Source organism: Fictibacillus sp. 7GRE50, from assembly GCF_015903875.1.
In the GTDB taxonomy this organism is placed as follows: domain Bacteria; phylum Bacillota; class Bacilli; order Bacillales; family Fictibacillaceae; genus Fictibacillus; species Fictibacillus phosphorivorans.
Genome location: NZ_JACZDW010000005.1, coordinates 155009 through 177944, shown reverse-complemented (window position 1 = coordinate 177944; position 22936 = coordinate 155009). Strand labels below are relative to the sequence as shown.

Below are 22936 nucleotides of genomic sequence, written 5' to 3'. Positions count from 1 at the left end.
GATGATGAAACGGGTTGGGCTCCTTTTCTTAAGTACTTTACTGCTTTTGACCGGCTGCTGGGGTGGCGATGAGCTGGAAAAAGAAGAAAAGATCGTGCAAGAAAAGGGCAAAAAAGATGAGAAAGCGATTATAACTGGGGAGATTAATACTGGTGAAAAGTACTACCGAAGTATTTTTCCGTTCGAACCAGGTGGTGCTCGTGGTGTAATTCGTTATGGCGTTGATAACCGGCTTGATATCAACGAGTTTGAGATGGGATTAATGCGCATCGCTCAAGACACATTCAGTACAGACAAGTACTTTTTCCAAGAAGGACAATTTCTGAATGAGCCTACGGTTACGAACTGGCTGAAGAGATCAGATGAAGAACCAGGAAAGAGCAAGAGTGAGCTAGACCAAACAGGATTGAATCCTAAGCTAGGTGTAAAAGTTGACGAAGGTGACCCAGGGTTTAAAGATAAGATGCTAGAAGCAAACAAAAACAATCCTAAGTATCTTTCTTATGTTCTTGAACACAATTATCTCGTTCAGAGTGGCGATGGTAAAGTAAAGCTTGGCGGTGTGGTAGTAGGTTTATCCTTTAACTCCACGTACTATTATGACGTTAACCAACAAGGCTTGATCTATCCTGGTGAAGTGAAGCTCCAGCGTGAAAAAGTGAAACAAGAAGCACAGAAAATAGCAGGACAAGTGGCAAGCCGATTGCGCACAGATTCAAAGCTTAAAGATGTGCCGATTGTATTTGCTCTCTATCAAGAAGAAGAACGTGATTCTGTAACGCCTGGAAACTTCTTTGCGTCAGGCGTTGTGAAAAAAGGAAGCAGCTCAGTAAGTTCATGGGAAGACGTAGATGAAGATTATGTGCTGTTCCCTTCAGACTCAGCTTCAAAAAAGAAGCGAAGTGACTACGAAAAGTTTACTTCTTTCAAATCAAAGGTTCAGGAGTATTTCCCTAACTATATCGGGGTAATCGGGAAAGGGTACTATAAAGACGGCAACCTAGAGCGATTGACGCTTGAGATTCCTGTTCAGTTCCGCGGTAAAGCGGAAATCATCTCCTTCACCCAGTTCGTCGCGACGTCCGCACTAGGCGAGCTACCGAACGTGCCGGTAGAAGTATATATCGGGTCAGCGGTTGATCAACCAGAGGCGCTCATCGTGAAGGACGAAACAACACAAGAAGAACCATTCGTGCATATTTATCGTAAATAAGGATTTTAGAAAGCCCACTACCGTTATGGTTAGTGGGCTTTTGTATTTTGTTTCGTTGTATTAATAACTTTAGCTTTTGAAGGTTTTTAAAACTTCAATGACAAGTTGATAGGAGCGCAAGGTGCGAGACTCCTGGGGGATCAGCGGGACAGGTGAGACCCCGCCAACGCAAAACGGTAGGGTGGCTCACCGCACGCCCCCCGGAAAGCGAGCAACCTGGAGCGGAAATCTACCACTTCCAAAAGCTTCTTTGTTATTTGGAAAAATATACTTCAAGAAGAACATAGAATTCATAATTATTCGCCCATCTCCTACGAAAATCACATAAACTCATACAAAACCTTATTAATCATTCAACATAAAGAAAAAAGATGCACAAAGTGGGCTTATCCCTTGAAAATAAAGAATTCTGACTATTATCAGTTTGTTTGAACAAACCGCTATGTTCATGTAGAATGAACGTGGGAAACCGAATAATGAAAACGCTTTAATAGGAGGGGAATTTATTATGACACGTGAATACCGTCATGAACCATTTATGGATTTTTCAGTTCCTGCAAACAAGGAAGCTTACGAAGCAGGGTTAAAAGTAATTAACTCAAAGCTTGGTACAGAGTTTCCGCTTGTTATCGGCAGTGAAAAGATCACGACAGACGAAAAGATTGTTTCTATAAATCCAGCTAACAAAGAAGAAGTGATTGGATCTGTTTCCAAAGCGACTCAAGATCATGCTGAGCAAGCGATGCAAGCTGCATTAACAGCTTTCGAATCTTGGAAAAAGTGGGATCCTGAACACCGCGCGAACATTTTGTTCCGTGCAGCAGCGATCATCCGCCGCCGTAAATATGAATTCTCCGCTATGCTTACAAAAGAAGCAGGTAAGCCATGGAAAGAAGCTGACGCTGATACAGCTGAAGCGATCGACTTTTTAGAATACTATGCACGCCAAGCGATCAAGCTTAAAGCTGGACAACCAGTTGTAAGCCGTGACGGCGAAATTAATAAATTTAGCTATATCCCACTTGGAGTAGGTATCGTTATCTCTCCATTCAACTTCCCGTTTGCGATCATGGCAGGTACTGCAGCAGCGGCGTTCGTTACAGGTAACACAGTATTGTTGAAGCCAGCGAACTCAACGCCAGTTATCGCAGCAATGTTCGTACAAGTGATGGAAGAAGCAGGACTTCCTGCAGGCGTACTTAACTTCGTTCCTGGTAGCGGTGCAGAAATCGGTGACTACCTAGTAGATCACCCGAAAACTCGCTTCGTATCATTCACAGGTTCTCGTGAAGTAGGTTGCCGTATCTATGAGCGCGCAGCAAAAGTACACCCTGGCCAAATCTGGTTGAAGCGTGTAATCGCTGAAATGGGCGGAAAAGACACAGTTGTTGTTGACCGTGATGCTGATCTTGAATTAGCAGCAAGCTCAATCGTTTACTCTGCGTTCGGATTCTCTGGACAAAAATGTTCTGCTGGATCTCGTGCCGTTATCCACCAAGACGTTTACGACGAAGTTTTAGAAAAAGCAGTAGCGCTTACTAAAACATTAACGATGGGTAGCCCTGAAGAAGTTGGCACTTACATGGGGCCGGTAATCGATCAAGCTTCTTTCAACAAGATCATGAAGTACATTGAAATCGGAAAAGAAGAAGGCCGTCTGATGACTGGTGGAGAAGGCGACGACTCTAAAGGTTACTTCATCCAGCCTACAATCTTTGCTGATGTAGATGAAAAAGCTCGTCTGATGCAAGAAGAGATCTTCGGACCAGTTGTAGCGGTATGTAAAGCACGTGACTTCGATCACATGATGGAAATCGCAAACAACACAGAGTACGGTCTAACAGGTGCGCTTCTTTCTAACAACCGTGAGCACATCGAGCGCGCGCGTGAAGAGTTCCACGTAGGTAACTTCTACATCAACCGTGGATGTACAGGTGCAATCGTTGGATACCAGCCGTTCGGCGGATTCAACATGTCTGGTACTGACTCAAAAGCGGGTGGCCCAGACTACCTAACACTTCACATGCAAGCAAAAACAACTTCAGAAACACTATAATTTTTGAAATTGAGCCCTTTCTCGCCTGAGAAAGGGTTTTTTTGTGGGGATTTTTCATTTATAAGTCTTCAACAAAATTTATAAGTCTTGAAAAAAATTTATAAGTCTTCAAATTTTTTTATAAGTCCTCAAAAAAATTTATAAGTCTTCGCACCATCTGCAAACAAAAAAATGGATTGTACACGTCGCTTCAGGAGAAGTTAATCGTATACCGATATGAAAGCAGGTGTGAAGATGTCAAAAGATAAAGAGCAAAAGAAAGTCGATTTGGATGAAACGTTGCCTCATCAAATCAGTTCGCCTGATTTTAAAGGTACAGGTATGAAGATGCAAGCGCCGTTTGTAAACGAGCATGGTGTGGTAATTGGAGATAGCCTTTACGACTCGTCCAATTCTCCTCTCAACAACTGGAGTACAGACACAGATCCAGAAGTGATGGCAGGGGATGAGTGGGTGCATCCGACGAACGATATCGGCTGGAACACGAACATGAACCGCGACCTGATCGAAAAGAAAGCACCGCCGAAAGAAGGCATGCTTCGCCATCCAACGAAAGACTCGGGCTACGGTAAAGATTGAAACATCTGGTTTTATTGACCGGATGTTTTTTCTTTTATGCCGAGAGCTGACTATAGTAAGATGAGAGTAATAATGAGGGAGGTAACACACATGGCATATTTTGCAGCAATTTTACATATGGAAAAACCAGAGCTCAATCAAGAGTTCCGTCAGGCTCACCTCGACTACCTAGCAGAGCTTGTTGCACAAGATAAAGTTCATCTAAAAGGACCATTCTTAGACGGAGCAGGCGGTATGGTCATTTATAAAGCTGAGTCATTAGACGAGGCGAAACAATTAGCGGAAGAAGATCCTTACGTAAAAGAAGGAGTACGCCGTTTAGAGCTTCATGAGTGGGGAATCTAAAGCATTTAGTATCAATAACGAAAGAATCTACGAAAAAGTAGATTCTTTTTTCTATTTTGAGAGCTATTTGTGTGGCGTAAGTGATGCATTCAAGTGGAAGCGGTGCGATCCTCAGGTGGTTACACGCGTCAGGACGGTGCTCACAGCACTTTTTCAGGTGGTAACTCAACACTCTCAGGCGGAAACAGCCTATTCACCGGTGAATGCGTAATAAAAATAAAAACACGTACCGTAAAAAAGTGCAATCCCGGACACAAATCCCACAAAAATAACTCAATTTCGTGAATGTTCCGTCCTCAAGTTGCTTATACAGCAAGCTTTTTGTTATCATCAGAATAATACTTTTCGTATAGAAAGTCTTGGAGGTGGCGAGCTTGTCTCGAATTTCGAAAGATCAAGTGAAGCACGTGGCGCATTTAGCCAGGTTAGCGGTTACGGAGGAAGAAGCCGAATTGCTGACTGAACAATTAGATAAGATTATCGGGTTTGCTGAAGAACTGAACGAACTCGATACAGATAACGTGGAGCCGACTACACACGTTCTGGAGCTGAAGAATATCCTTCGCAAAGACGAAGTGAGAAATTCTGTTTCAGTGGATGAGGCGATGAAAAATGCGCCTTCAGAAAGAGATGGCCAGTTTAAAGTTCCGAACATTTTGGAGTAGGAGGAAAGACCACGTATGTCGATTTTAGATAAGAAGATCTCAGAACTTCATCAGTTATTACATACAAAAGAATTGAGTGTAACTGACATTGTGGATGCGACGTTTGACCGCATTCATCAAGTAGATGATAAAGTAAAGGCGTTTTTAACACTAAATGAAGAATACAGCCGCATTAAGGCTAAACAATTAGATGAAAAGCTCGTTTCCGGTGCTGACAGAGGACTGCTCTTTGGTATGCCGATCGGAATCAAGGATAACATCGTAACAAAAGGGATTCGTACAACATGTGCGTCTCGCATTTTAGAGAACTTTGAACCGATCTATGATGCAACCGTTGTGGAACGCTTGAATCAAGCGGACACGATCACGATCGGAAAATTGAACATGGATGAATTTGCGATGGGGTCATCAAATGAGAACTCCGGATTTCATCCAACTCACAACCCGTGGGATCTTTCTTGTGTACCAGGAGGTTCATCCGGCGCGTCTGCAGCATCCGTATCAGCGGGAGAAGTTCTTTTCTCACTAGGCTCTGATACAGGTGGCTCGATACGTCAGCCTGCTGCTTTCTGTGGTGTTGTTGGATTGAAGCCAACTTACGGACTCGTATCTCGTTACGGCTTAGTCGCGTTTGCGTCTTCACTGGATCAAATTGGTCCTGTAACGCGTAACGTTGAAGACAACGCATACTTGCTGCAAGCCATTGCAGGGAACGACCCGATGGATTCAACTTCTGCAAAAGTGGATATCCCTGATTACCTGGCTTCTTTTACAGGTGATGTTAAAGGGTTGAAGATTGCGGTTCCAAAAGAATACCTAGGTGAAGGTGTAGAGCCTGGCGTAAAAGAGCGCGTGATGGAAGCTCTAAGAATACTTGAAGGACTTGGAGCGACATGGGAAGAAGTATCTCTGCCGCATTCTCGTTATGCCCTTGCAACGTACTACTTGCTGTCATCATCTGAAGCTTCTGCTAACCTTTCACGCTTTGATGGCGTTCGTTACGGACTGCGTTCAGATAACAGCGAGAACTTGATCGAGATGTACAAGCAATCTAGAAGCGAAGGCTTTGGTGAGGAAGTAAAACGCCGCATCATGCTTGGAACGTTCGCGTTAAGCTCTGGATACTACGATGCTTATTATAAAAAAGCACAAAAAGTTCGTACGCTGATAAAAGAAGACTTTACGAACATTTTTGAAAAATACGATGTGATCATCGGACCAACAACGCCATCTGCATCGTTTAAATGTGGATCGATGACGAAAGATCCGTTAACGATGTACATGAACGATATTCTAACGATTCCGGTTAACTTAGCTGGTGTGCCTGCGATCTCTGTCCCTTGTGGATTCTCAGATGGACTGCCGATCGGACTTCAGATCATCGGTAAGCATTTTGATGAGAGCACGATTTATCGCGTAGCACATGCGTTTGAACAAGCAACAGATCATCACACAGAAAAGCCGAAGCTGTAGGGGGTGCAGAAAATGAGCGAATTTGAAACGATAATTGGATTAGAAGTACACGTTGAATTAAAAACGAACACTAAGATTTTCTGCGGCTGTTCTACAAACTTTGGTGCACCGCCGAACACGAATGTATGTCCGATCTGCTTAGGACATCCTGGCGTGTTGCCTGTTGTGAACCAGCAAGCTGTAGATTTTTCAATGCGTGCCGCACTTGCTCTTAACTGTGAAATCAATAAAGAAACAAAATTTGACCGCAAAAACTACTTTTATCCAGACAATCCGAAAGCTTATCAAGTGTCACAGTTTGATAAGCCGATCGGTGAACATGGCTGGATTGAGATCGAAGTTGGCGGAAAGAAAAAGAAAATCGGCATTACGCGTATCCATATGGAAGAGGATGCAGGTAAGCTGACTCATACAGCAGACGGATCACTTGTCGATTTAAACCGTCAAGGAACCCCGCTTGTTGAGATCGTCTCTGAGCCAGATATTCGTACGCCTGAAGAAGCTTACGCGTATTTAGAAAAGCTTAAAGCGATCATTCAATACACAGGTGTTTCTGACTGTAAGATGGAAGAAGGTTCGTTGCGCTGTGACGCGAACATCTCGATCCGTCCGGTTGGTCAAGAGAAGTTCGGAACAAAGGCAGAGCTTAAAAACTTAAACTCGTTTGCTTTCGTACAAAAAGGATTAGAGCATGAAGAGAAACGTCAGCGTGAAGTGGTTTCAGCTGGAGGAGAGATTCTTCAAGAGACTCGCCGCTATGACGAAGCGACGAAAACGACAATCCTGATGCGTGTAAAAGAAGGATCTGACGACTATCGTTACTTCCCAGAACCTGATCTTGTATCCATTTTTATCGATGAAGAATGGATGGATCGTGTGAAAGCGGACATTCCAGAACTTCCGGATGCTCGTCAAAAGCGTTATGTCGGTGACTTCGAATTACCTGAATATGACGCAAAAGTATTAACGATGACAAAAGAGATGGCTGATTTCTTTGAAGCGACAATCAAAGCAGGTGCAGATGCGAAGCAAGCATCCAACTGGATCATGGGTGAAGTGAGTGCTTACTTAAACAATGAAAATAAAGAGCTCGATCAAACGGCACTAACAGCGGAAGGTCTTGCTGGCATGATTAAGCTGATCGCAGACGGAACGATCTCTAACAAAATCGCGAAGACGGTCTTCAAAGAGTTGATCGAGAACGGTGGCGAGGCAGAGAAAATCGTTAAAGAAAAAGGTCTCGTGCAGATCTCAGACGAAGGAGCGATCCGCGAAATCGTTGTGAAGATCCTTGATGCGAACGAGCAATCTGTTGCGGATTATAAAGACGGAAAAGAAAAAGCAGTCGGATTCCTTGTTGGACAAGTGATGAAAGAAACAAAAGGGAAAGCAAACCCTCCACTTGTAAACAAGCTGATTGTGGAAGAACTTAAAAAGAGATAGATTTTGTATTCAAAAAGGGTAAGGCGACCTAGTCAATTGAGGTTGCCTTACCCTTTAATAGTTTCTTGGAATGAGTTCTTCAGACGGTGGGTGTATCGGGTTACAGTGCAGTTCTAAAACAAATCTACTTTGAATTACTGTATTTCATTCTCAACTTTGACAAGTTGATTGGAGCGTAGGGTGCGAGACTCCTTGGGGATCAGTGGGACAGGTGAGACTCTTAAAAGCGCAGAGCGCTAAGAGGCTCACCGCACACCCCCAGGAAAGCGAGCGTCCCGGAGCGTAGATCAACACTTTCAAAGAGTTTTCTCTATACTTCCAGACAATCCTGAATCAAATAACCAATCTGCTTATATGCTGGGTGGTTATTCAGGTTTAAGATTAATCCTTTTACGATTGCAGGACTGAGACTCGGCTCAATCATCTGCTGTTTCAGGAGATTCAATGATTCTTTTAACGTTGAATCATCCACTTCCTCTATCTTTTGCTCTACCATCTCTAGCAGCTGTTCTTTTGTTACATGAACATGAAAAGGTTCATTAATCGTGTGGTAAAGCTCTTCTGTGATAAACGTCGTTTCTGAATGTTTGGCGAGTAGTGCTGTTTTTTCCGCAAGTGAGCGACTCAATGTATGAAGATCCAGCGGAACGTTAAAGAACAGAATTAAATGTGAATACGTATGAATAAAGCCTTTTACACAATAGATCAAATCATAACGAGTCTGTGAGATCTCTTCGCTATAAATGCGGTCTAACATGCCTAATATGATGTTATCGATGAGTTTATCATAGTGATGAATCTTTGAGATCAGCTCTTCATTCGGTGTTTTTGATTGTTCTTTTATAAAAATTTTGGCAAAATCAGAATGCTTTTGAAAAGAATGAAACGCAGCTTGATAAAATTCGTATAAAAGATTAGCATCCGTTTCGTGATTTTTGACTACTTGGTCAATATCTGAGATCAAACTCAGCATAAAATGGTCGATCAGACCGTTGATCAGTTCGTCTTTTGATTTAAAAGATAAATAAAATGCACCCTTTGAGATGCCTGCGTGTTCAGTAATTTGTTGGACTGATGTGGCATCAAACCCTTGCTGTGCAAATAGTTCGAGGGCACTCTCCATAATTAGTTGTTTCTTACTCATTGTATCGCTCCTAAGTAATTCATTGACAAATGACCAATCAGTCATTAGTATAAATAATTGAGTTGGATAAGTCAATTAGGGGTTGGTGGATGAATGAAAGGTTTAGTTAATTTTGTCTTAATGAATAAATTAGCTGTATGGCTGCTTACCATTATTATAACAGTCTCAGGTATTTATTCAGGAACACGTATGAATATGGAAACGATTCCGGATGTTTCGATTCCTTACTTGATGGTGATGGACGTTTATCCTGGAGCTACGCCAGAGAAAGTAATGGAAGACGTATCGATGCCGATCGAGAAAGCGGTTGAAGGGCTTGAAGATGTTAAAGCCGTTTATTCAAATTCTTATTCAAACATGTCTAATCTCCAAGTGGAATATGAATACGGGATAGACATGGACGAAGCAAAGCGTGAGCTCCAATCTGCACTAGATGCAGTCGAATTGCCAGAAACAGCTGAGGAACCGACTGTGACAGCAATCAGTATGAATATGATGCCTGTTGCGGCACTTAGTGTAAGTAGTACGAAAGAGGATATCGTTGAATTAACATCAACGGTTGAAGAGATCATTCTTCCTAAGATCGAGAAAATCGATGGTGTGGCATCCGCTAAGATTACGGGTCAGCATATCGAAGAGGTAGATCTTACATATAAAAAAGATAAGTTGAAACAGTTTGATCTAACAGAAGATAAAGTAAAAGAAATGATTCAAGCAAGCAACATGGCTGTTTCATTAGGATTGTATGAGTTTGAAAAAGGGGAAGAAGCAGTTGCCGTTGATGGAAAGTTCATGACTTCAGATGAACTGAAGTACATGATGATCCCGGTAACACCATCTGCAACTAACCCAACACCTTTTGTAAAGCTTAGTGAGATTGCTGATATTAAAACGGTAGGTAAAGTGGAATCTGTCTCCCGAACAAACGGAGATGAAGCGATCGCCATTCAAATCGTAAAAGAACAGCAAGCCAACACGGTTGATGTTGTAAATGGTGTAAAAGAGCTGATTAAAGAAGAGAAATCTAAAGTAGACGGTCTAGTTATTGATGTGTCACTCGACCAAGGAAAACCAATTGAAGATTCAGTCGCAACCATGATTGAAAAAGCTTTGTTTGGTGGTTTGATCGCGGTACTGATCATTCTGTTATTCCTTCGTGATTTTAAATCAACAATTATCTCAATCATCTCTATTCCGGTTTCCATCTTTATGGCGCTACTTGTGCTCAACTGGATGGATATAACGTTGAACATCATGACACTAGGGGCGATTACGGTTGCGATCGGCCGTGTAATCGATGACTCAATCGTTGTTGTCGAAAATATTTATCGACGTTTGCATTTGAAAGAAGAAAAATTAAACGGACGTGCGTTAATTAGAGAAGCGACAATTGAGATGTTTAAGCCGATCCTTTCTTCCACACTCGTAACGGTTGCGGTGTTCGCTCCGCTTATCTTTGTGGGTGGTATGGTAGGCGAACTGTTCGCGCCGTTCGCGTTAACGATGACATTTGCGCTTGGAGCATCACTCATTGTTGCTATAACAATCGTTCCAGCGTTGTCACACTTTTTGTTTAAAAAGAAGCTGTATAGCGAAAAGACAGAAAGCAGCCATAAGGAAACGGGTAAATTAGCAAAATGGTATAGAGGGATTCTTAATAAATCTCTTAATCATAAAGTTATCACTTCTATCCTGGCCGTTCTCTTACTTGCAGGAAGTTTAGCTTTAACGCCTATTATTGGTTTCAGCTTCATGGGCAGTGAAGAAGACAAAGTTATGTATTTAACATACACACCAAAAGCCGGTGAGCTTAAAGAAGAAACATTGAAAAACGTTGAAGCTCTAGAAGAGAAGATGCTAAAACGCGATTATATTGATATCGTTCAAATCTCTGTATCAGATAACGCAGATCCGATGATGGCTATGGCCGGCGGCGGAGAAGGCGGGGCACTCATGTACCTCATCTTTGATCCGGAAATGGAGAACTTCCCAGAAGTGCGGGATGAAATAGAAGACTATGTCGCTGACCTTGGTCAATCAGGAGAATGGAAGAGTCAGAACTTCGCTGCATCAACAGGAGCTGAAAACGAAGTCAGCTATACGTTCTACAGTGAAGATCTGAATAAACTCAATAAAGCGGTGAAGATGGCAGAAGAAGCCATGAACAAGAACGATCAATTAGAAGATGTTTCGTCAAGCGCAAAGGATGCGTTCGTCGAGCATACGTTTAACGTCGATCAAAATGAGATTCTAAAATACGGACTAACAACAGGTCAGATCGTGATGATGCTGAATCCGATGAAAGCGGATGAAGTCTTAACGACGATTGAAAAAGACGGAGATACACTAGACGTTATCGTTCAGCAGGAGCAAACGAAACAACCTAAGTCCGTAGACGATATTTTAGCAAGACAGGTTCCAACAGCTCTTGGCACGACAATGCCGTTATCTGAGCTCGTTACGGTTGAAAAAGGAACGACGCTTAATACCCTTGCACGAAGTAAAGGGGAGTATTATGCTACCGTGTCTGGTAAGGCAATTGGCGATGATATGTCTAAAGCAACTTCGGAAGTCCAAAAAGACATCGATAAACTGGATATGCCAAAAGGAGTTACAGTTGGAGTGGCGGGTGTTCAGGCTGATATGAACGAAACCTTTACACAGCTTGGAGCTGCAATGCTTGCGGCGATCGCAATCGTGTATTTCATACTCGTCGTAACATTCCGTGAAGGTGTCGCGCCGTTTGCGATCTTGTTCTCACTACCATTTGCTGTGATCGGTTCATTTGTAGGTCTATTGATTGCAGGTGAAACCATCTCAGTATCCGTAATGATGGGGCTTCTGATGTTGATTGGTATCGTTGTAACAAATGCCATCGTACTCGTAGACCGAATCATTCATATGGAACGTGAAGGAATGAATATGCGTGATGCGATTCTAGAGGCGGGTGCTACACGTCTTCGTCCGATCTTGATGACAGCTATTGCTACAATCGGAGCATTGATTCCGTTGGCAGTCGGCTCAGGTGGTGGAGGACTGATCTCGAAAGGTCTCGGCGTTACCGTAATCGGCGGTTTAGCGAGTTCTACACTATTGACGCTGATCATCGTGCCAATTGTATATGAAGTTCTCTCCAAAATCTTTAAAAAGAATCGTAAAGAAGTAGAAGAGAATTAAGAAGAAAGCCCTGCAGTGTGATGTTGAGTCACTTGCAGGGCTTTTTATATTTAAAGCAGAATACTTATCGCATCAACTACTTCCGCATCCACTGCCGCAACTGCTTCCACAGCTACTCCCGCTGTCACTGCTACAGCTGCTATCATGTCCGCCATTGTCGTCACGGTGGTTGCCACACCCACTTCCGCAAGCTGTTGTGTTGCCTGAGTAATAGTTAGAAGCGGGACTCAATTTTGCCATGTGCATGTCATAGTCTTCATAATGATGATAGGAATAATAAAGCATCGCACCAGCTAAGATCGGTGCACTATCTATTGAGTGTGGTGAAACCTTTAATCCTGTATAAGGATTTTTATCATGAGATACACGTTTTATATCTCCTTTAATTTTTGTAAGCAGAGCTGTAACAGTATCTTTATCTGCTGTTTCTCTAAAGTATTTTTTATTTAACTCTTCAATAGTTAGTGCGTTTAGCTCCTGCAAAAATCCGTAGTGAAGTGGATTTTGAAAGAAACTACCCCAAGCGATATGTGTGAAATCGGTAAACGTAAACAGCTTTGAATACAAAAGATCAAACCAAGCTCTCCCATGTGGATCGGGTTCTACAACATCATTCGGAGCATGATGAATATGCTCACCGCATAGTTCAGCAGAAAATTTTTCATACTCCTTCGTATACATCAGCATCTCGTGCCAGATGTCATCCACCTTTTTACTGAACATCGGTACATTATTTAAAAGTGAACACATGATAAAGAAGCGTTGGAGCTCATAATATACAACTTCAAAGTAGGCTTCTGTTGCCTTTGGGTGCTCTGAAAGATACCTGCGTTTTATTTTTTCTTTAAACTCACGAGGGAGAGCTTTCTCCATGTTTCTTACACTTTTTTGTAAATGTAGATCTTCGCGAATCCCTAAGTTTGGTGGCAGTTCAGTTTCTTCTGCCACCTTTTGATAATTCGGTTTAGTGGTGAATTTAATAACTAGGGGAGCGATTACGACTATGGCGAAAAATAAAAAAAATAGTTTAAACATCTATGGCGCCTCCTTTTACGTCTCCTACCAAATAGCTATATTCTAGTTCTCTACTTTAATGATAATATAAGATGAATTTATTGTAACAAAGTGGGTGTTATTTTGACGGTTTTATTGTTAGCAGGAATTGTTTTTACGTTAATCCTCATAACAAAACAAAGAGATATTGCCTCTGTTGGGATTGTAAGAAACATTACCCATAAATTGAAGAGTCGTTCTTTAAGTACGAACTACTGGCAAGCAGGTATAACATTATTCGTGGCGAACGCAGCACTATTCACCCTAGCTATTGTAATCCTCTTCTTTCTACCTTATGGTGCTATAGCGGGGTTATTGATGTGCATCCCGCTAAGTCTTTTTACGTGGATGCTATTTTCTAAAGGGTGGAGAGGATCGTGGAAGGATAAAGTGAGGATGGCGTTCATCGGAAGCACGTTTTTTCTCTTTTTCTTAGGGTGGATTTTTTGGTATTATGCAACACTTGAACCCGCTTATCCAGGAGACGATCTATTCATGGTATGGATTGGTGTGATCATTGCGTCTATTTTTACTATAGGAGCAATGAGCGTGAGTATGTTTGTGATTTTGCGAAAATAATTATTCAGTTTAAAAGGGAGACTGCTTAGAAAGCAGTCTCTTTTCATTTGCTCAATTACGAATGAGGTTTCTATTATTCTCAATCTCAAACTCTTTAATATTGATCATGTTCGCAGATACGTAATGATCGTTACCAACATGAATCAACTGTGGCGGATAGAGCGGTTTATCTGGCAGAATGATAGGTTCTCTGTATGCATTTCGACGCTCAGGATCTGCAATCGGAATGGATGATAAAAGAGATTTCGTATAAGGATGGATCGGATTTCGGTACAATTCATCTTTTGGGGCCAATTCGATCAGATGGCCAAGGTACATGACGGCAACTCGATCACTCATATAATGAACAACGCCAAGATCATGTGAGATGAACAAACAGGTTAGATCTAGTTCGGACTGAAGATCTTTTAATAGATTCAACACTTGTGCTTGAACAGATACATCGAGCGCTGATACGGGTTCATCTGCAATAATAAACTTAGGATCTAGCATCAATGCACGAGCGATTCCAATCCGCTGACGCTGCCCACCGGAGAACTCGTGGATCTTTTTTAGATAAGAAGTCTTCGGCAATCCGACTTTTTCTAATAGATTGTAAGCTTTCTTCGTACGCTCTTCTTTACTTAACATCCTCTGAATAACAAGCGGTTCTTCTAAAATTTCCCCGACCGTTAGACGAGGGCTGAGTGATTCATAAGGATTTTGAAAGATCATCTGAAATTCTTTACGGTATGGCCGCAACTTTTTTTCGGGCATATGTGTGATGTCCAGACCATCAAACGTAATGTTTCCGTGCTCGGGTTCATACAATCGCATGATCGTTCGGCCAAGGGTCGTCTTACCAGATCCAGACTCCCCAACAATACCTAATGTTTCGCCTTTAAAAATATCGAGAGTTATTCCATCGATTGCTTTATGGATTCCTGTCTTCGTCATAAAATACTTAGAAAGGTTTTGGATGGTTATCAAGTGTTTATCCAACGATCGTCACCTCGCTCTCATCAAAAAGACGAACATAATGCCCAGGTTCCACTTCGATAAGTGAAGACGGAGCATGATAAACTTTGCTTTCCATGGAATAAGTCTCTGGTGCGAATTTTCTTCCCTTATATCCTGCTTCTTCAAACGAATAATCGTAAACGCTCTTTAAACGCTCGCTCTCGCTCTCCAAACTTGGAATGCAGCCGATCAAGCCTTTTGTATAAGGGTGGATGGGATTATTAAAGATCGTAAACACATCTCCTGATTCTACGATTCTTCCTCCAAACATGACATACACCCAGTCAGCATATTCTGCCACTACACCAAAATCATGTGTGATCATTAAAACAGAAGCGTCTTCACGTATTTTATAATCAGCGATCAAATCCAATACCTGCCTTTGAATCGTTACGTCTAACGCGGTCGTTGGTTCATCCGCAATTATCAGTTTAGGTCTACAGGATATGGCCATTGCAATTAAGATACGTTGTTTCATGCCTCCTGATAGCTGAGAGGGATATTGATCAAATATGTGTGCAGGATTATGAAAACCTACTTGTTCGAGAAGAGAGAGTGCCACGGTTCTAAGCTCTGATTTTGCTATCTGTTTATGATATTTCAAGCCTTCTGTGATCTGAATCCCCACTTTCATAGCAGGATTCAGTGAGGCAATCGCGTCCTGAAAGATCATGGAGATCTCGTTGCCTCTTATTTTTTGCATCTCTTTTTCTGTCATCTGCAAAATTTCTTTATCGTCAAAACGGATCGATCCTGACTCTGCTCGACCATTGGCTGGTAGAAGTTTTAACACGGAAAGAGAAGTGATACTTTTTCCAGAACCTGATTCGCCGATAAGAGCGGCAGTCTGTCCTTTACTGACGGAGAGACTTAAATCAGTAACCGCATTAAATACGTTCTTTCCACTGCCGAAAGCTATGTTTAGATTGTTTATTTCTAAAAGTCTGTTAGACATGTTTCACACCTCACTTATGATTTGTTGGATTCGAGGCTGTTCTGTATACCTTGTATCATGAGATTGATCGAGAAAATCGTAAAAGCAAAGAATGATAGTGGCACTAAAATAATCCAAGGAGCCGTTAAGAGCTTCTGATATGATTGGCCGATGATACCAGCCCATTCGCCGCTTAATGATATGGTAGCTGGCGTTAAGTTAAAGATATCACCCATCATCACAGTTTTTGATCCACCGATAAAAACAGCAAGAACACCTAAGTGTGCTAACAAAATTAATGTTTGAATGGCTTGCTGAGCAAATAAAAGCAGGAGTTTTGAGCTCAGTTCAGGCAGGACATGCTTGTAATAGACATATGGCTTTTTCGATCCTAATGAAAAGGTGCTAACAATATAGTCTTTTGCTAGGATAGAGCGTATCTCTTCAGAAAACGTTGATACTAGAGGCGGTACACCAATACCAACGAGAATCAAGCACTGCACGATAATCAGATTCATCATGCCCATCGGCTCAGTGGCATCTTTTACAAAGAGCGGAACCATGAACATATAAGCTAAGATAGCAGTTGGAATATAGAGTGTAGCTTGTACGATATCGTCAAAGAACGTACTCTTCGATTTTCTATGAAACAAGGAAAAGAAAAGGGCGAAGAAAATTCTAAGAAAAGCGATGACTAAAGTGATTAGGATTGTATACTTTGCACCTTCTAAAACAAGATACAATAAGTGCTTTCCGTTCATATCCGTTCCAAAAGGAGGCATGTCTTTCGGTGAGAAAGGAGCAACACCAACGATGACTTCATTCTCGTCATATAAAAACTTAGATTCCTTTTGAACATCCATGAGAGATGGATAAATAAAGCTTAATAAAATTAAACTCACGATAAATAGAAATCCGATTAAGAATTGCGGCTGTTTAAGCAATCGAACGATCATGCTGCATCCTCCTTTTGAACGTTTAAGCCTCCGCGGTATGATTCCATGACCTCGAACAGAAAAGAGAAAGGAATCGCGATAAACAAGACCGTTATGATAAATGAAACACCTTGCGTGTTCAGCATGATGGTCATGATTCCGTTCAAGTTAAAGACGTATTCTAGAATGAATAAGTTCGAAAGCATGAAAACAAAGATGGTCTTGGAATATTGAAAGAGACTCGTCATAATATTACGGAACACATGATTGAGCGTGATGTAGAGGTTTCCGAGTCCCATCGCTCGTGCTACGGTTATGTATGGTTTGTTTTGCTCTTCTTTCATTAGTAGAAAGGTAATCTTAAAGAGTTGAATCGTTGGCAGGACAGAGAGTGTTAGAATCGGAAAAAAGTAGATGCGGTTGTCGTAGACGCCGGAAACGTTCGCGATTAATAATCCAGTCTTCTTAAAGATATATACTGCTGAAACTTGTAGCGCGATAACGATAAAAAGATCGGGTAATGATTCTAATAGTGTTAAAAATCCATAGACAGCGCGTTTTAATGGTCTTGGCAGCAGTGTCGCTAAGAACGTCAGCAATAACGCTACTAGGAGACCTAGGAGTAGTGCTGTAAAGAAAATCGTCATCGAGTAAAAAAACTTATCAAAAATATCCGGAAATAGACTATATTTTCGATTCTCGATGGTGTACTCCCAAAGCTTCATGCTTTGAAGTGGTGCGATGCCAAAGAAGATAGAAGGAAGAAAACTGATGATCAAAACGCCGATTAAGATCGACCGAAGCCTCTTCAGATAACTTGTAAATGAAAAGTTCATTTATTACACCTCTTTTTGTAGCTGTAGTTGACAGAATAATCTGTATGTAATAATTGTAAACGAATTGACATGTCTTTTGAATAGCGTTATGTATTAAATTTCCAACAAAAAAATACTGAATGGAAATCATCAGTATTTTTTCAGTAAAACCTCTTTTGCCAACCAGTCGATTCCTTCTTGAATAAATGTTTCAGAAGGATTTGAGTGCGGTGTATGTTCAAGTATCCAAACAAGATCGGGGTAACTTGATAAAACGTGGAGAATTTCCTTAAGGGAATAATGTTGTCCGTCTTCTTCATGTGATGGATGGATAGGAACCCATATGTATTTGTCATCCAGATATTCAATGTTGTGTAGATGGACAACTTTAATGTGATCTTTCCACTTCTGAATCATGTTTAGAGCCTTTTCATCTGCAGCTAATAGGTAATCACCAATATCGATGCACAGCTTCAGTCCGTATTTTTCCCATACTGTGATAGGAAAAGCATTTAGGTACTGTATTCCTTTCGGCGATTTATCCAATCCGAGCTTTGGTTCGCAGATGATCGGCAAGTTGTATGTTTGCTGTAGTTCAGATAATCGTTTCAGACCCTGCTCAATTAACGTATCGGGATTAAGGGCGCAGCCTTGAAAATAAGGGAAATGAACAAGGATATACTGAGCGCCTATTTCAACGAGACGCTGAATTTCCTTTTCGAACAAGGTCCATGCTTGTTCAGGTGTATATTGAAACTTCGCTAATAAATCATATTTACTTCCGTTTCTATAGATGGGAGAGTGGATGCCAAAGGTTTTGTTGCTATTCTTTAGAAGTAATAGAAACCTTTGAAAGGCATCTTCATTTTCGAATTCTCCAATCTCAATATGTGTGATCTGTTCATGAACTCGAAACAGATCGTTGAATTTTGTTTCATCAGACATGATGGTACTGCCAGAAATGCCGATTGTATGTGTCATCTTAACCTCCTAGATAATATAAAAAAGACAGGAAATGAGATCCTGTCTTTTAAAATCCTCCACCACCGCTACCACCCGAGTGGTGATTATGTTGGGATGCGTTCCAGGCTGCTGCATTATTGATCTTGTTTTGATCACTAACATGCTCTTCAAGCTCGTATTTGTAGTTATACCTTCTGTACTTTAGCCTTGTTCTCCAGTTGACGATTGCGGCTAGTAAAGTCACCGCGGCGATAGGTCCTAAAATGTATAGCCAAAACATAGAAGCACCTCCTTAAATTGTGTTGTTACTCGTTACCGTATGTTGTTATTCCTTATATATGCGAATCAAGAAAGAGATGAAGCTTGTCCAGGCCCTAAGCTGCTTTAATTGTATAATTCTACAAAAAATGTAAGAAATCCTTTAAGGGGTCTGTCCCGGGGTCTGACCCCGGGACAGACCCCCTACAATTTAGACACAATTTTAACACATACTGGGAGATAACTGCTTTGCAATTTAAGACAGGTATCACTATAATATAAGAGGAATTGACAGAAGCAGTCCGGCAGTGGGCTGTTTTTTGCAGTTATACAACAAACAAATTTAGGTTAAAACTTTTAAAAGAAGTCAAACAATGAAGGTGAAAGATATGAAACGAGCTCGACTAATATATAATCCAAGTTCGGGAAGAGAAACGGTAAAAAAACAGCTTCCTTATATTCTAGACAGACTTGAAAATGCAGGTTATGAAACGTCATGTCATGCAACAACACCCGAAGAAGGTTGCGCGACTCGCGCTGCACGTGCAGCAGGGGAAAGAGGTTTCGACCTCGTTATCGCAGCTGGTGGAGACGGAACGATCTATGAAGTGGTCAATGGATTAGCAGGACTTGAAGATCGCCCCATGCTAGGAATCATTCCAGCGGGAACTACGAATGACTTTGCACGTGCAGTAGGTGTGCCGCGCACGATTGAAGGAGCTTGTGACGTTCTATGCGGTGGTGTACATATGCCTGTTGATATCGGTAAAGTAAACGACAGATTCTTCATCAACATCGCAGGTGGCGGTCGTATAACAGAGCTAACGTATGAAGTGCCAAGCAAGCTGAAGACGATGATCGGACAGCTGGCTTATTTCTTAAAAGGAATCGAGATGTTGCCGTCGATTCGTCCTACATTTGTTGAGATCGAATTCGATGATAAAGAAAAATATGAAGGCGAGATCATGCTCTTCTTAGTAGCTAACACAAATTCAGTTGGAGGCTTTGAGAAACTTGCTCCATCATCAGAATTCCATGACGGTCTTTTTGATGTAATCATCTTAAAGAAAACGAATCTTGCAGAATTTGTACGTATTGCATCTCTTGCGATCCGTGGGGAACACATTCATGATGATCATGTGATCTACAAGAAGGCGAAGCGTGTAAAAGTAACGCCTCGTGAAAAGATGCAGATCAACCTAGATGGAGAGCTAGGAGGCATCCTTCCAGGTGAGTTTGAAAATCTACACCATCATTTTGAATTGCTTGTACCAAAAGAGCGACTTAAACCTTAAACCAACCATGTCAAAGAACACTGAAGCAAAATCTGCTGAGTGTTCTTTTTTATTAAAAAATGAGTAACGGGAGATGTTTATGACTTACCTATTTCAGGTTATGACTCAAGAACAAGCTGAGGAGATTGCGTTTCAATGGCACTATGATGGAGAGTATTCATTCTATAATATGGAGTCAGATAGAGATGATTTAGCAGAATTTATTAACCAAGAAAAGAGAGGGGAATCTGTGTATTCAGTCCTTAATAATAATGAACTAATTGGTTTTTTTAGCGTGAATAAAGCAGATGAACGGATATATGATATTGGTTTAGGAATGAGACCAGACTTAACGGGTAAAGGTATAGGCTTCAAATTTCTGAAATCAGGAATAGAGTTTGTGAAAAGTGAATACAAACCAAAAAAAATAACATTATCTGTAGCGACATTTAATCAAAGAGCGATAAACGTTTATGGAAAAATGGGTTTTAAAGAAATTAAGACTTTTATGCAAGCTACAAACGGTAGTGAATTTGAGTTTATCAAAATGGAGTACGGATGCTAATTTAATGATACAGCTGTCCATAAAAGACATCTATTTAATCATAAAAAGACCTGTCATAGCTTTGTAAGTTGAAAAGTAAAATAGATTTCAGGGGGCATAACGCTCTATTTCATATTCCTTTTCTTCCAAAGGAGTTTTTAGAAGATGGATAGCAACCAGAATCTGTGTGAGCAGTTTGCCAAAATATTAAATGGTCGTTCACAAAATCACCAAGGTGTTTGTTCAGTCTCCCTGCACCGAACGTTTTAAGCTACTGTGCAAGGAAAATCAAGTAAAGCGGTACTTCCAGTAGGGATATCGTTTGAGTCTTTGGATCAAAGCGGAAATGCTTTGAACCTATTAGAAATTGCTGTTCTACAGGAAGAAATACCACGTTTTATGTATGCCGTTGTTCAGCAGGGGCTCATTGTAAGTGCGCTTCATAATCACTGGCTATACGTTAATCCGCAGATTATGTACATGCATGTTCAATCCGTCGAACCGCCTTTAAATTTTGCTCAAAAGGTAAGCCGTTCTTTTTCTTATTTATCGAGTTACCCTTCTTCTTAAAAAATTCTTACGTCTGGGCCACATATAGGTGGTCCGTTTTTTTATGTAAGCATTTGGTGTCCACTAACAGTTATGCTACAATCAGAAAAGCATAAGAGACAAAAAGGGACGATGACAATGACAAAGGCTGATTTGCCTGTTCATAAAAATGAAAGTTATGAAGTAGATATAGTGGATTTAACCCATGAGGGAGCAGGAGTTGCTCGTGTAAATGGGTTTACTTTGTTTGTGCCGAATACATTGCCTGGCGAGCGTGCGAAGATCAAGGTTATAGGTGTGAAAAAAGGATTCGGTTTTGGTCGTTTAGAAGAGCTGATCGAAGAGAGCCCTGAACGTGTTGAGCCACCTTGTCCGATCTATAAATGGTGTGGAGGGTGTCAGCTTCAGCATCTATCCTATGAAGGACAGTTGGAATACAAACGCAAGTTAGTAGAAGACGTTCTAGCAAGAATCGGAAAGTTAGAAGACGTTCCCGTTCTCTCAACACTTGGCATGGGAGAAGAACCTTGGCGTTATCGCAATAAAGCGCAAGTGCCAGTTGGTGAACGCAACGGCCGCATCATCACAGGTTTCTACCAAAAGCGTAGCCATGAGATCGTAGAGATGGATAGCTGTATTATCACGGGAGATACGAACGACGACGCGGTACAAGCTGTGAAAGAAATCATGAATCAGTATAACATCAGTGCCTATAATGAAGAAAAACATAAAGGTATTCTTCGTCATATCATTGCGCGATACGGGAAAACGACAGGTGATTTAATGATCGTACTCGTAACGAACGGTCAAGACCTGCCGCAGCGTAAGAAGATAGTAGAAGATATCCGAAAAGCACTACCTGAGATTAAATCAATCGTTCAAAATGTGAACTCAAAACGTACGAACGTGATTTTTGGTGAAGAAACACGCGTGCTTTGGGGTGCTGAATATATTTACGATTTTATCGGCGACATCAAGTTTGCCATCTCAGCGCGTTCGTTTTATCAGATTAATCCAGACCAAACGAAGGTGCTTTATGATCAAGCATTACAATATGCGGAACTAAATGGTGATGAGACGGTCATCGATGCGTATTGCGGAATTGGAACAATATCACTGTTCCTCGCACAAAAAGCGAAAAAAGTGTACGGCGTAGAAATCGTACCAGAAGCGATTGAGGACGCGCGCCGCAATGCGGAGTTAAACAATCTCCATAACGCTGAGTTTGCTGTTGGTAAATCAGAAGATGTGATTCCCGAGTGGAAAAAACAAGGCATCACGCCAGATGTGATCGTCGTGGATCCACCACGAAAAGGCTGTGACGAGGAATTATTAAAAACCATCATTGAAATGAAACCGAAGCGTGTTGTGTATGTGAGCTGTAACCCAGCTACACTAGCACGTGATTTGCGCGTACTTGAAGATGGTGGATTTAAAACGCAGAAAGTCCAGCCGGTCGATATGTTTCCTCAGACGACGCATGTTGAAGCTGTTGCGTTGCTTGAGCTTAACTAATTAAAAAATAAAAATGGCTATCTATTACTTTTTTATACTTACTGTTCGAATTGTAAGGATGCCGTAGAGATAAAGACAATGACTTTGGCATTGTTTTGAAGTGAACGTATCAGCAGTGTGGGCAAGATGTGACCAGATTGTAAATGAATGAAAATGAGTATTAATAATTACAGGAAGTGAGCCTTCAAGAGGGCTCACTTCTTTTTTTATTTTGACTGTGAAGATGACTTTGCAGACTGCTCACGAAATGTGTGTCACAGTTAGGGCTGAAGTAGATGGTGCATTCCTAATTTTAACAGTTTGCAAGTGTTATTGTTTTTCAAAAGTCGATATGCTAGAATCATGCTTGGGAATGATAATTATTATCAATAAGAATCGCAATAATAGTTTGTACATGTTGTATAGTTATTTTTAATAATTACT

The 22936-nt window shown here is 41.2% G+C and carries 21 protein-coding genes; 13 read left to right on the top strand and 8 right to left on the bottom strand.

Going from position 1 to position 22936, the window contains the following annotated elements; translation table 11 throughout:
• Nucleotide 1: 1 nt before the first annotated feature.
• From IHV12_RS19415 to gatB, 7 genes are all read left to right on the top strand, one after another.
• The gene (locus IHV12_RS19415; RefSeq protein WP_197132246.1) at nt 2–1213 is read left to right on the top strand and encodes a CamS family sex pheromone protein; all 1212 of its coding nucleotides are present in this window, start codon (nt 2–4) and stop codon (nt 1211–1213) included.
• A 508-nt stretch (nt 1214–1721) separates the two neighbouring features.
• The gene (gene pruA, locus IHV12_RS19410; RefSeq protein WP_197191946.1) at nt 1722–3269 is read left to right on the top strand and encodes an L-glutamate gamma-semialdehyde dehydrogenase; all 1548 of its coding nucleotides are present in this window, start codon (nt 1722–1724) and stop codon (nt 3267–3269) included.
• A 216-nt stretch (nt 3270–3485) separates the two neighbouring features.
• Nucleotides 3486–3848, top strand: coding sequence for a DUF3905 domain-containing protein (locus tag IHV12_RS19405; protein ID WP_231620809.1), 363 nt, complete (start codon nt 3486–3488; stop codon nt 3846–3848).
• A gap of 90 nt (nt 3849–3938) precedes the next feature.
• Nucleotides 3939–4193: a YciI family protein gene (locus tag IHV12_RS19400; RefSeq protein WP_197132252.1), complete on the top strand. Its 255-nt coding sequence runs from the start codon at nt 3939–3941 to the stop codon at nt 4191–4193.
• 374 nt (nt 4194–4567) lie between these two features.
• A complete protein-coding gene (gene gatC / locus IHV12_RS19395; RefSeq protein ID WP_066390841.1) occupies nt 4568–4858 on the top strand; it encodes an Asp-tRNA(Asn)/Glu-tRNA(Gln) amidotransferase subunit GatC in 291 nt (96 codons plus the stop codon).
• Nucleotides 4859–4873: 15 nt separating this feature from the next.
• Nucleotides 4874–6331: an Asp-tRNA(Asn)/Glu-tRNA(Gln) amidotransferase subunit GatA gene (gene gatA, locus IHV12_RS19390; protein ID WP_197191945.1), complete on the top strand. Its 1458-nt coding sequence runs from the start codon at nt 4874–4876 to the stop codon at nt 6329–6331.
• A 12-nt stretch (nt 6332–6343) separates the two neighbouring features.
• Nucleotides 6344–7774: an Asp-tRNA(Asn)/Glu-tRNA(Gln) amidotransferase subunit GatB gene (gene gatB / locus IHV12_RS19385; protein ID WP_197191944.1), complete on the top strand. Its 1431-nt coding sequence runs from the start codon at nt 6344–6346 to the stop codon at nt 7772–7774.
• 310 nt (nt 7775–8084) lie between these two features.
• On the opposite strand, the gene IHV12_RS19380 is transcribed toward gatB, so the two are convergent.
• Nucleotides 8085–8918 carry a TetR/AcrR family transcriptional regulator gene (locus IHV12_RS19380; protein WP_197191943.1) on the bottom strand — a complete coding sequence of 278 codons (834 nt, stop codon included), beginning with the start codon at nt 8916–8918 and terminating at the stop codon, nt 8085–8087.
• Nucleotides 8919–9011: 93 nt separating this feature from the next.
• Between IHV12_RS19380 and IHV12_RS19375 the strand changes: the two genes are divergently transcribed.
• On the top strand, nt 9012–12095 hold the full coding sequence (locus tag IHV12_RS19375; RefSeq protein WP_197191942.1) for an efflux RND transporter permease subunit: 3084 nt from the start codon (nt 9012–9014) through the stop codon (nt 12093–12095).
• A gap of 72 nt (nt 12096–12167) precedes the next feature.
• Here IHV12_RS19375 and IHV12_RS19370 read toward each other — a convergent pair whose 3' ends face one another.
• On the bottom strand, nt 12168–13130 hold the full coding sequence (locus tag IHV12_RS19370) for a hypothetical protein (RefSeq protein WP_197191941.1): 963 nt from the start codon (nt 13128–13130) through the stop codon (nt 12168–12170).
• Between the two features lie 102 nt (nt 13131–13232).
• Between IHV12_RS19370 and IHV12_RS19365 the strand changes: the two genes are divergently transcribed.
• On the top strand, nt 13233–13727 hold the full coding sequence (locus IHV12_RS19365; RefSeq protein ID WP_197191940.1) for a hypothetical protein: 495 nt from the start codon (nt 13233–13235) through the stop codon (nt 13725–13727).
• Between the two features lie 51 nt (nt 13728–13778).
• Here the strand turns inward: IHV12_RS19365 and IHV12_RS19360 are convergent, their stop codons facing one another.
• The 6 genes from IHV12_RS19360 to IHV12_RS19335 form a co-directional block, all read right to left on the bottom strand.
• Entirely contained in the window at nt 13779–14708 is a 930-nt protein-coding gene (locus IHV12_RS19360; protein WP_231620808.1) for an ABC transporter ATP-binding protein, read from the bottom strand.
• Nucleotides 14701–15681, bottom strand: coding sequence for an ABC transporter ATP-binding protein (locus tag IHV12_RS19355; RefSeq protein WP_197191939.1), 981 nt, complete (start codon nt 15679–15681; stop codon nt 14701–14703). Before IHV12_RS19355 ends, IHV12_RS19360 begins: the two co-directional genes overlap by 8 nt.
• Before the next feature lie 14 nt (nt 15682–15695).
• Nucleotides 15696–16616 carry a hypothetical protein gene (locus IHV12_RS19350; protein ID WP_197191938.1) on the bottom strand — a complete coding sequence of 307 codons (921 nt, stop codon included), beginning with the start codon at nt 16614–16616 and terminating at the stop codon, nt 15696–15698.
• Complete coding sequence (locus IHV12_RS19345; protein WP_197132275.1) at nt 16613–17431, bottom strand: ABC transporter permease subunit; 819 nt, start codon at nt 17429–17431, stop codon at nt 16613–16615. Before IHV12_RS19345 ends, IHV12_RS19350 begins: the two co-directional genes overlap by 4 nt.
• 129 nt (nt 17432–17560) lie before the next feature.
• The gene (locus IHV12_RS19340) at nt 17561–18391 is read right to left on the bottom strand and encodes a TIM barrel protein (RefSeq protein ID WP_197191937.1); all 831 of its coding nucleotides are present in this window, start codon (nt 18389–18391) and stop codon (nt 17561–17563) included.
• A gap of 49 nt (nt 18392–18440) precedes the next feature.
• Nucleotides 18441–18653, bottom strand: a complete 213-nt coding sequence (locus IHV12_RS19335; RefSeq protein ID WP_197132279.1) for a hypothetical protein — start codon at nt 18651–18653, stop codon at nt 18441–18443.
• A gap of 367 nt (nt 18654–19020) precedes the next feature.
• On the opposite strand from IHV12_RS19335, the gene IHV12_RS19330 reads away from it, so the two are divergent.
• The 4 genes from IHV12_RS19330 to rlmD all read left to right on the top strand — a co-directional run bounded on the left by IHV12_RS19330 (nt 19021) and on the right by rlmD (nt 22513).
• Nucleotides 19021–19926 carry a diacylglycerol kinase gene (locus IHV12_RS19330; RefSeq protein WP_144704382.1) on the top strand — a complete coding sequence of 302 codons (906 nt, stop codon included), beginning with the start codon at nt 19021–19023 and terminating at the stop codon, nt 19924–19926.
• A gap of 79 nt (nt 19927–20005) precedes the next feature.
• Nucleotides 20006–20470 carry a GNAT family N-acetyltransferase gene (locus IHV12_RS19325; protein WP_197191936.1) on the top strand — a complete coding sequence of 155 codons (465 nt, stop codon included), beginning with the start codon at nt 20006–20008 and terminating at the stop codon, nt 20468–20470.
• A 255-nt stretch (nt 20471–20725) separates the two neighbouring features.
• A complete protein-coding gene (locus tag IHV12_RS19320; RefSeq protein ID WP_370568853.1) occupies nt 20726–21019 on the top strand; it encodes a DUF1259 domain-containing protein in 294 nt (97 codons plus the stop codon).
• A 117-nt stretch (nt 21020–21136) separates the two neighbouring features.
• Nucleotides 21137–22513, top strand: a complete 1377-nt coding sequence (rlmD, locus tag IHV12_RS19315) for a 23S rRNA (uracil(1939)-C(5))-methyltransferase RlmD (RefSeq protein WP_197191935.1) — start codon at nt 21137–21139, stop codon at nt 22511–22513.
• Nucleotides 22514–22936: the final 423 nt, after the last annotated feature.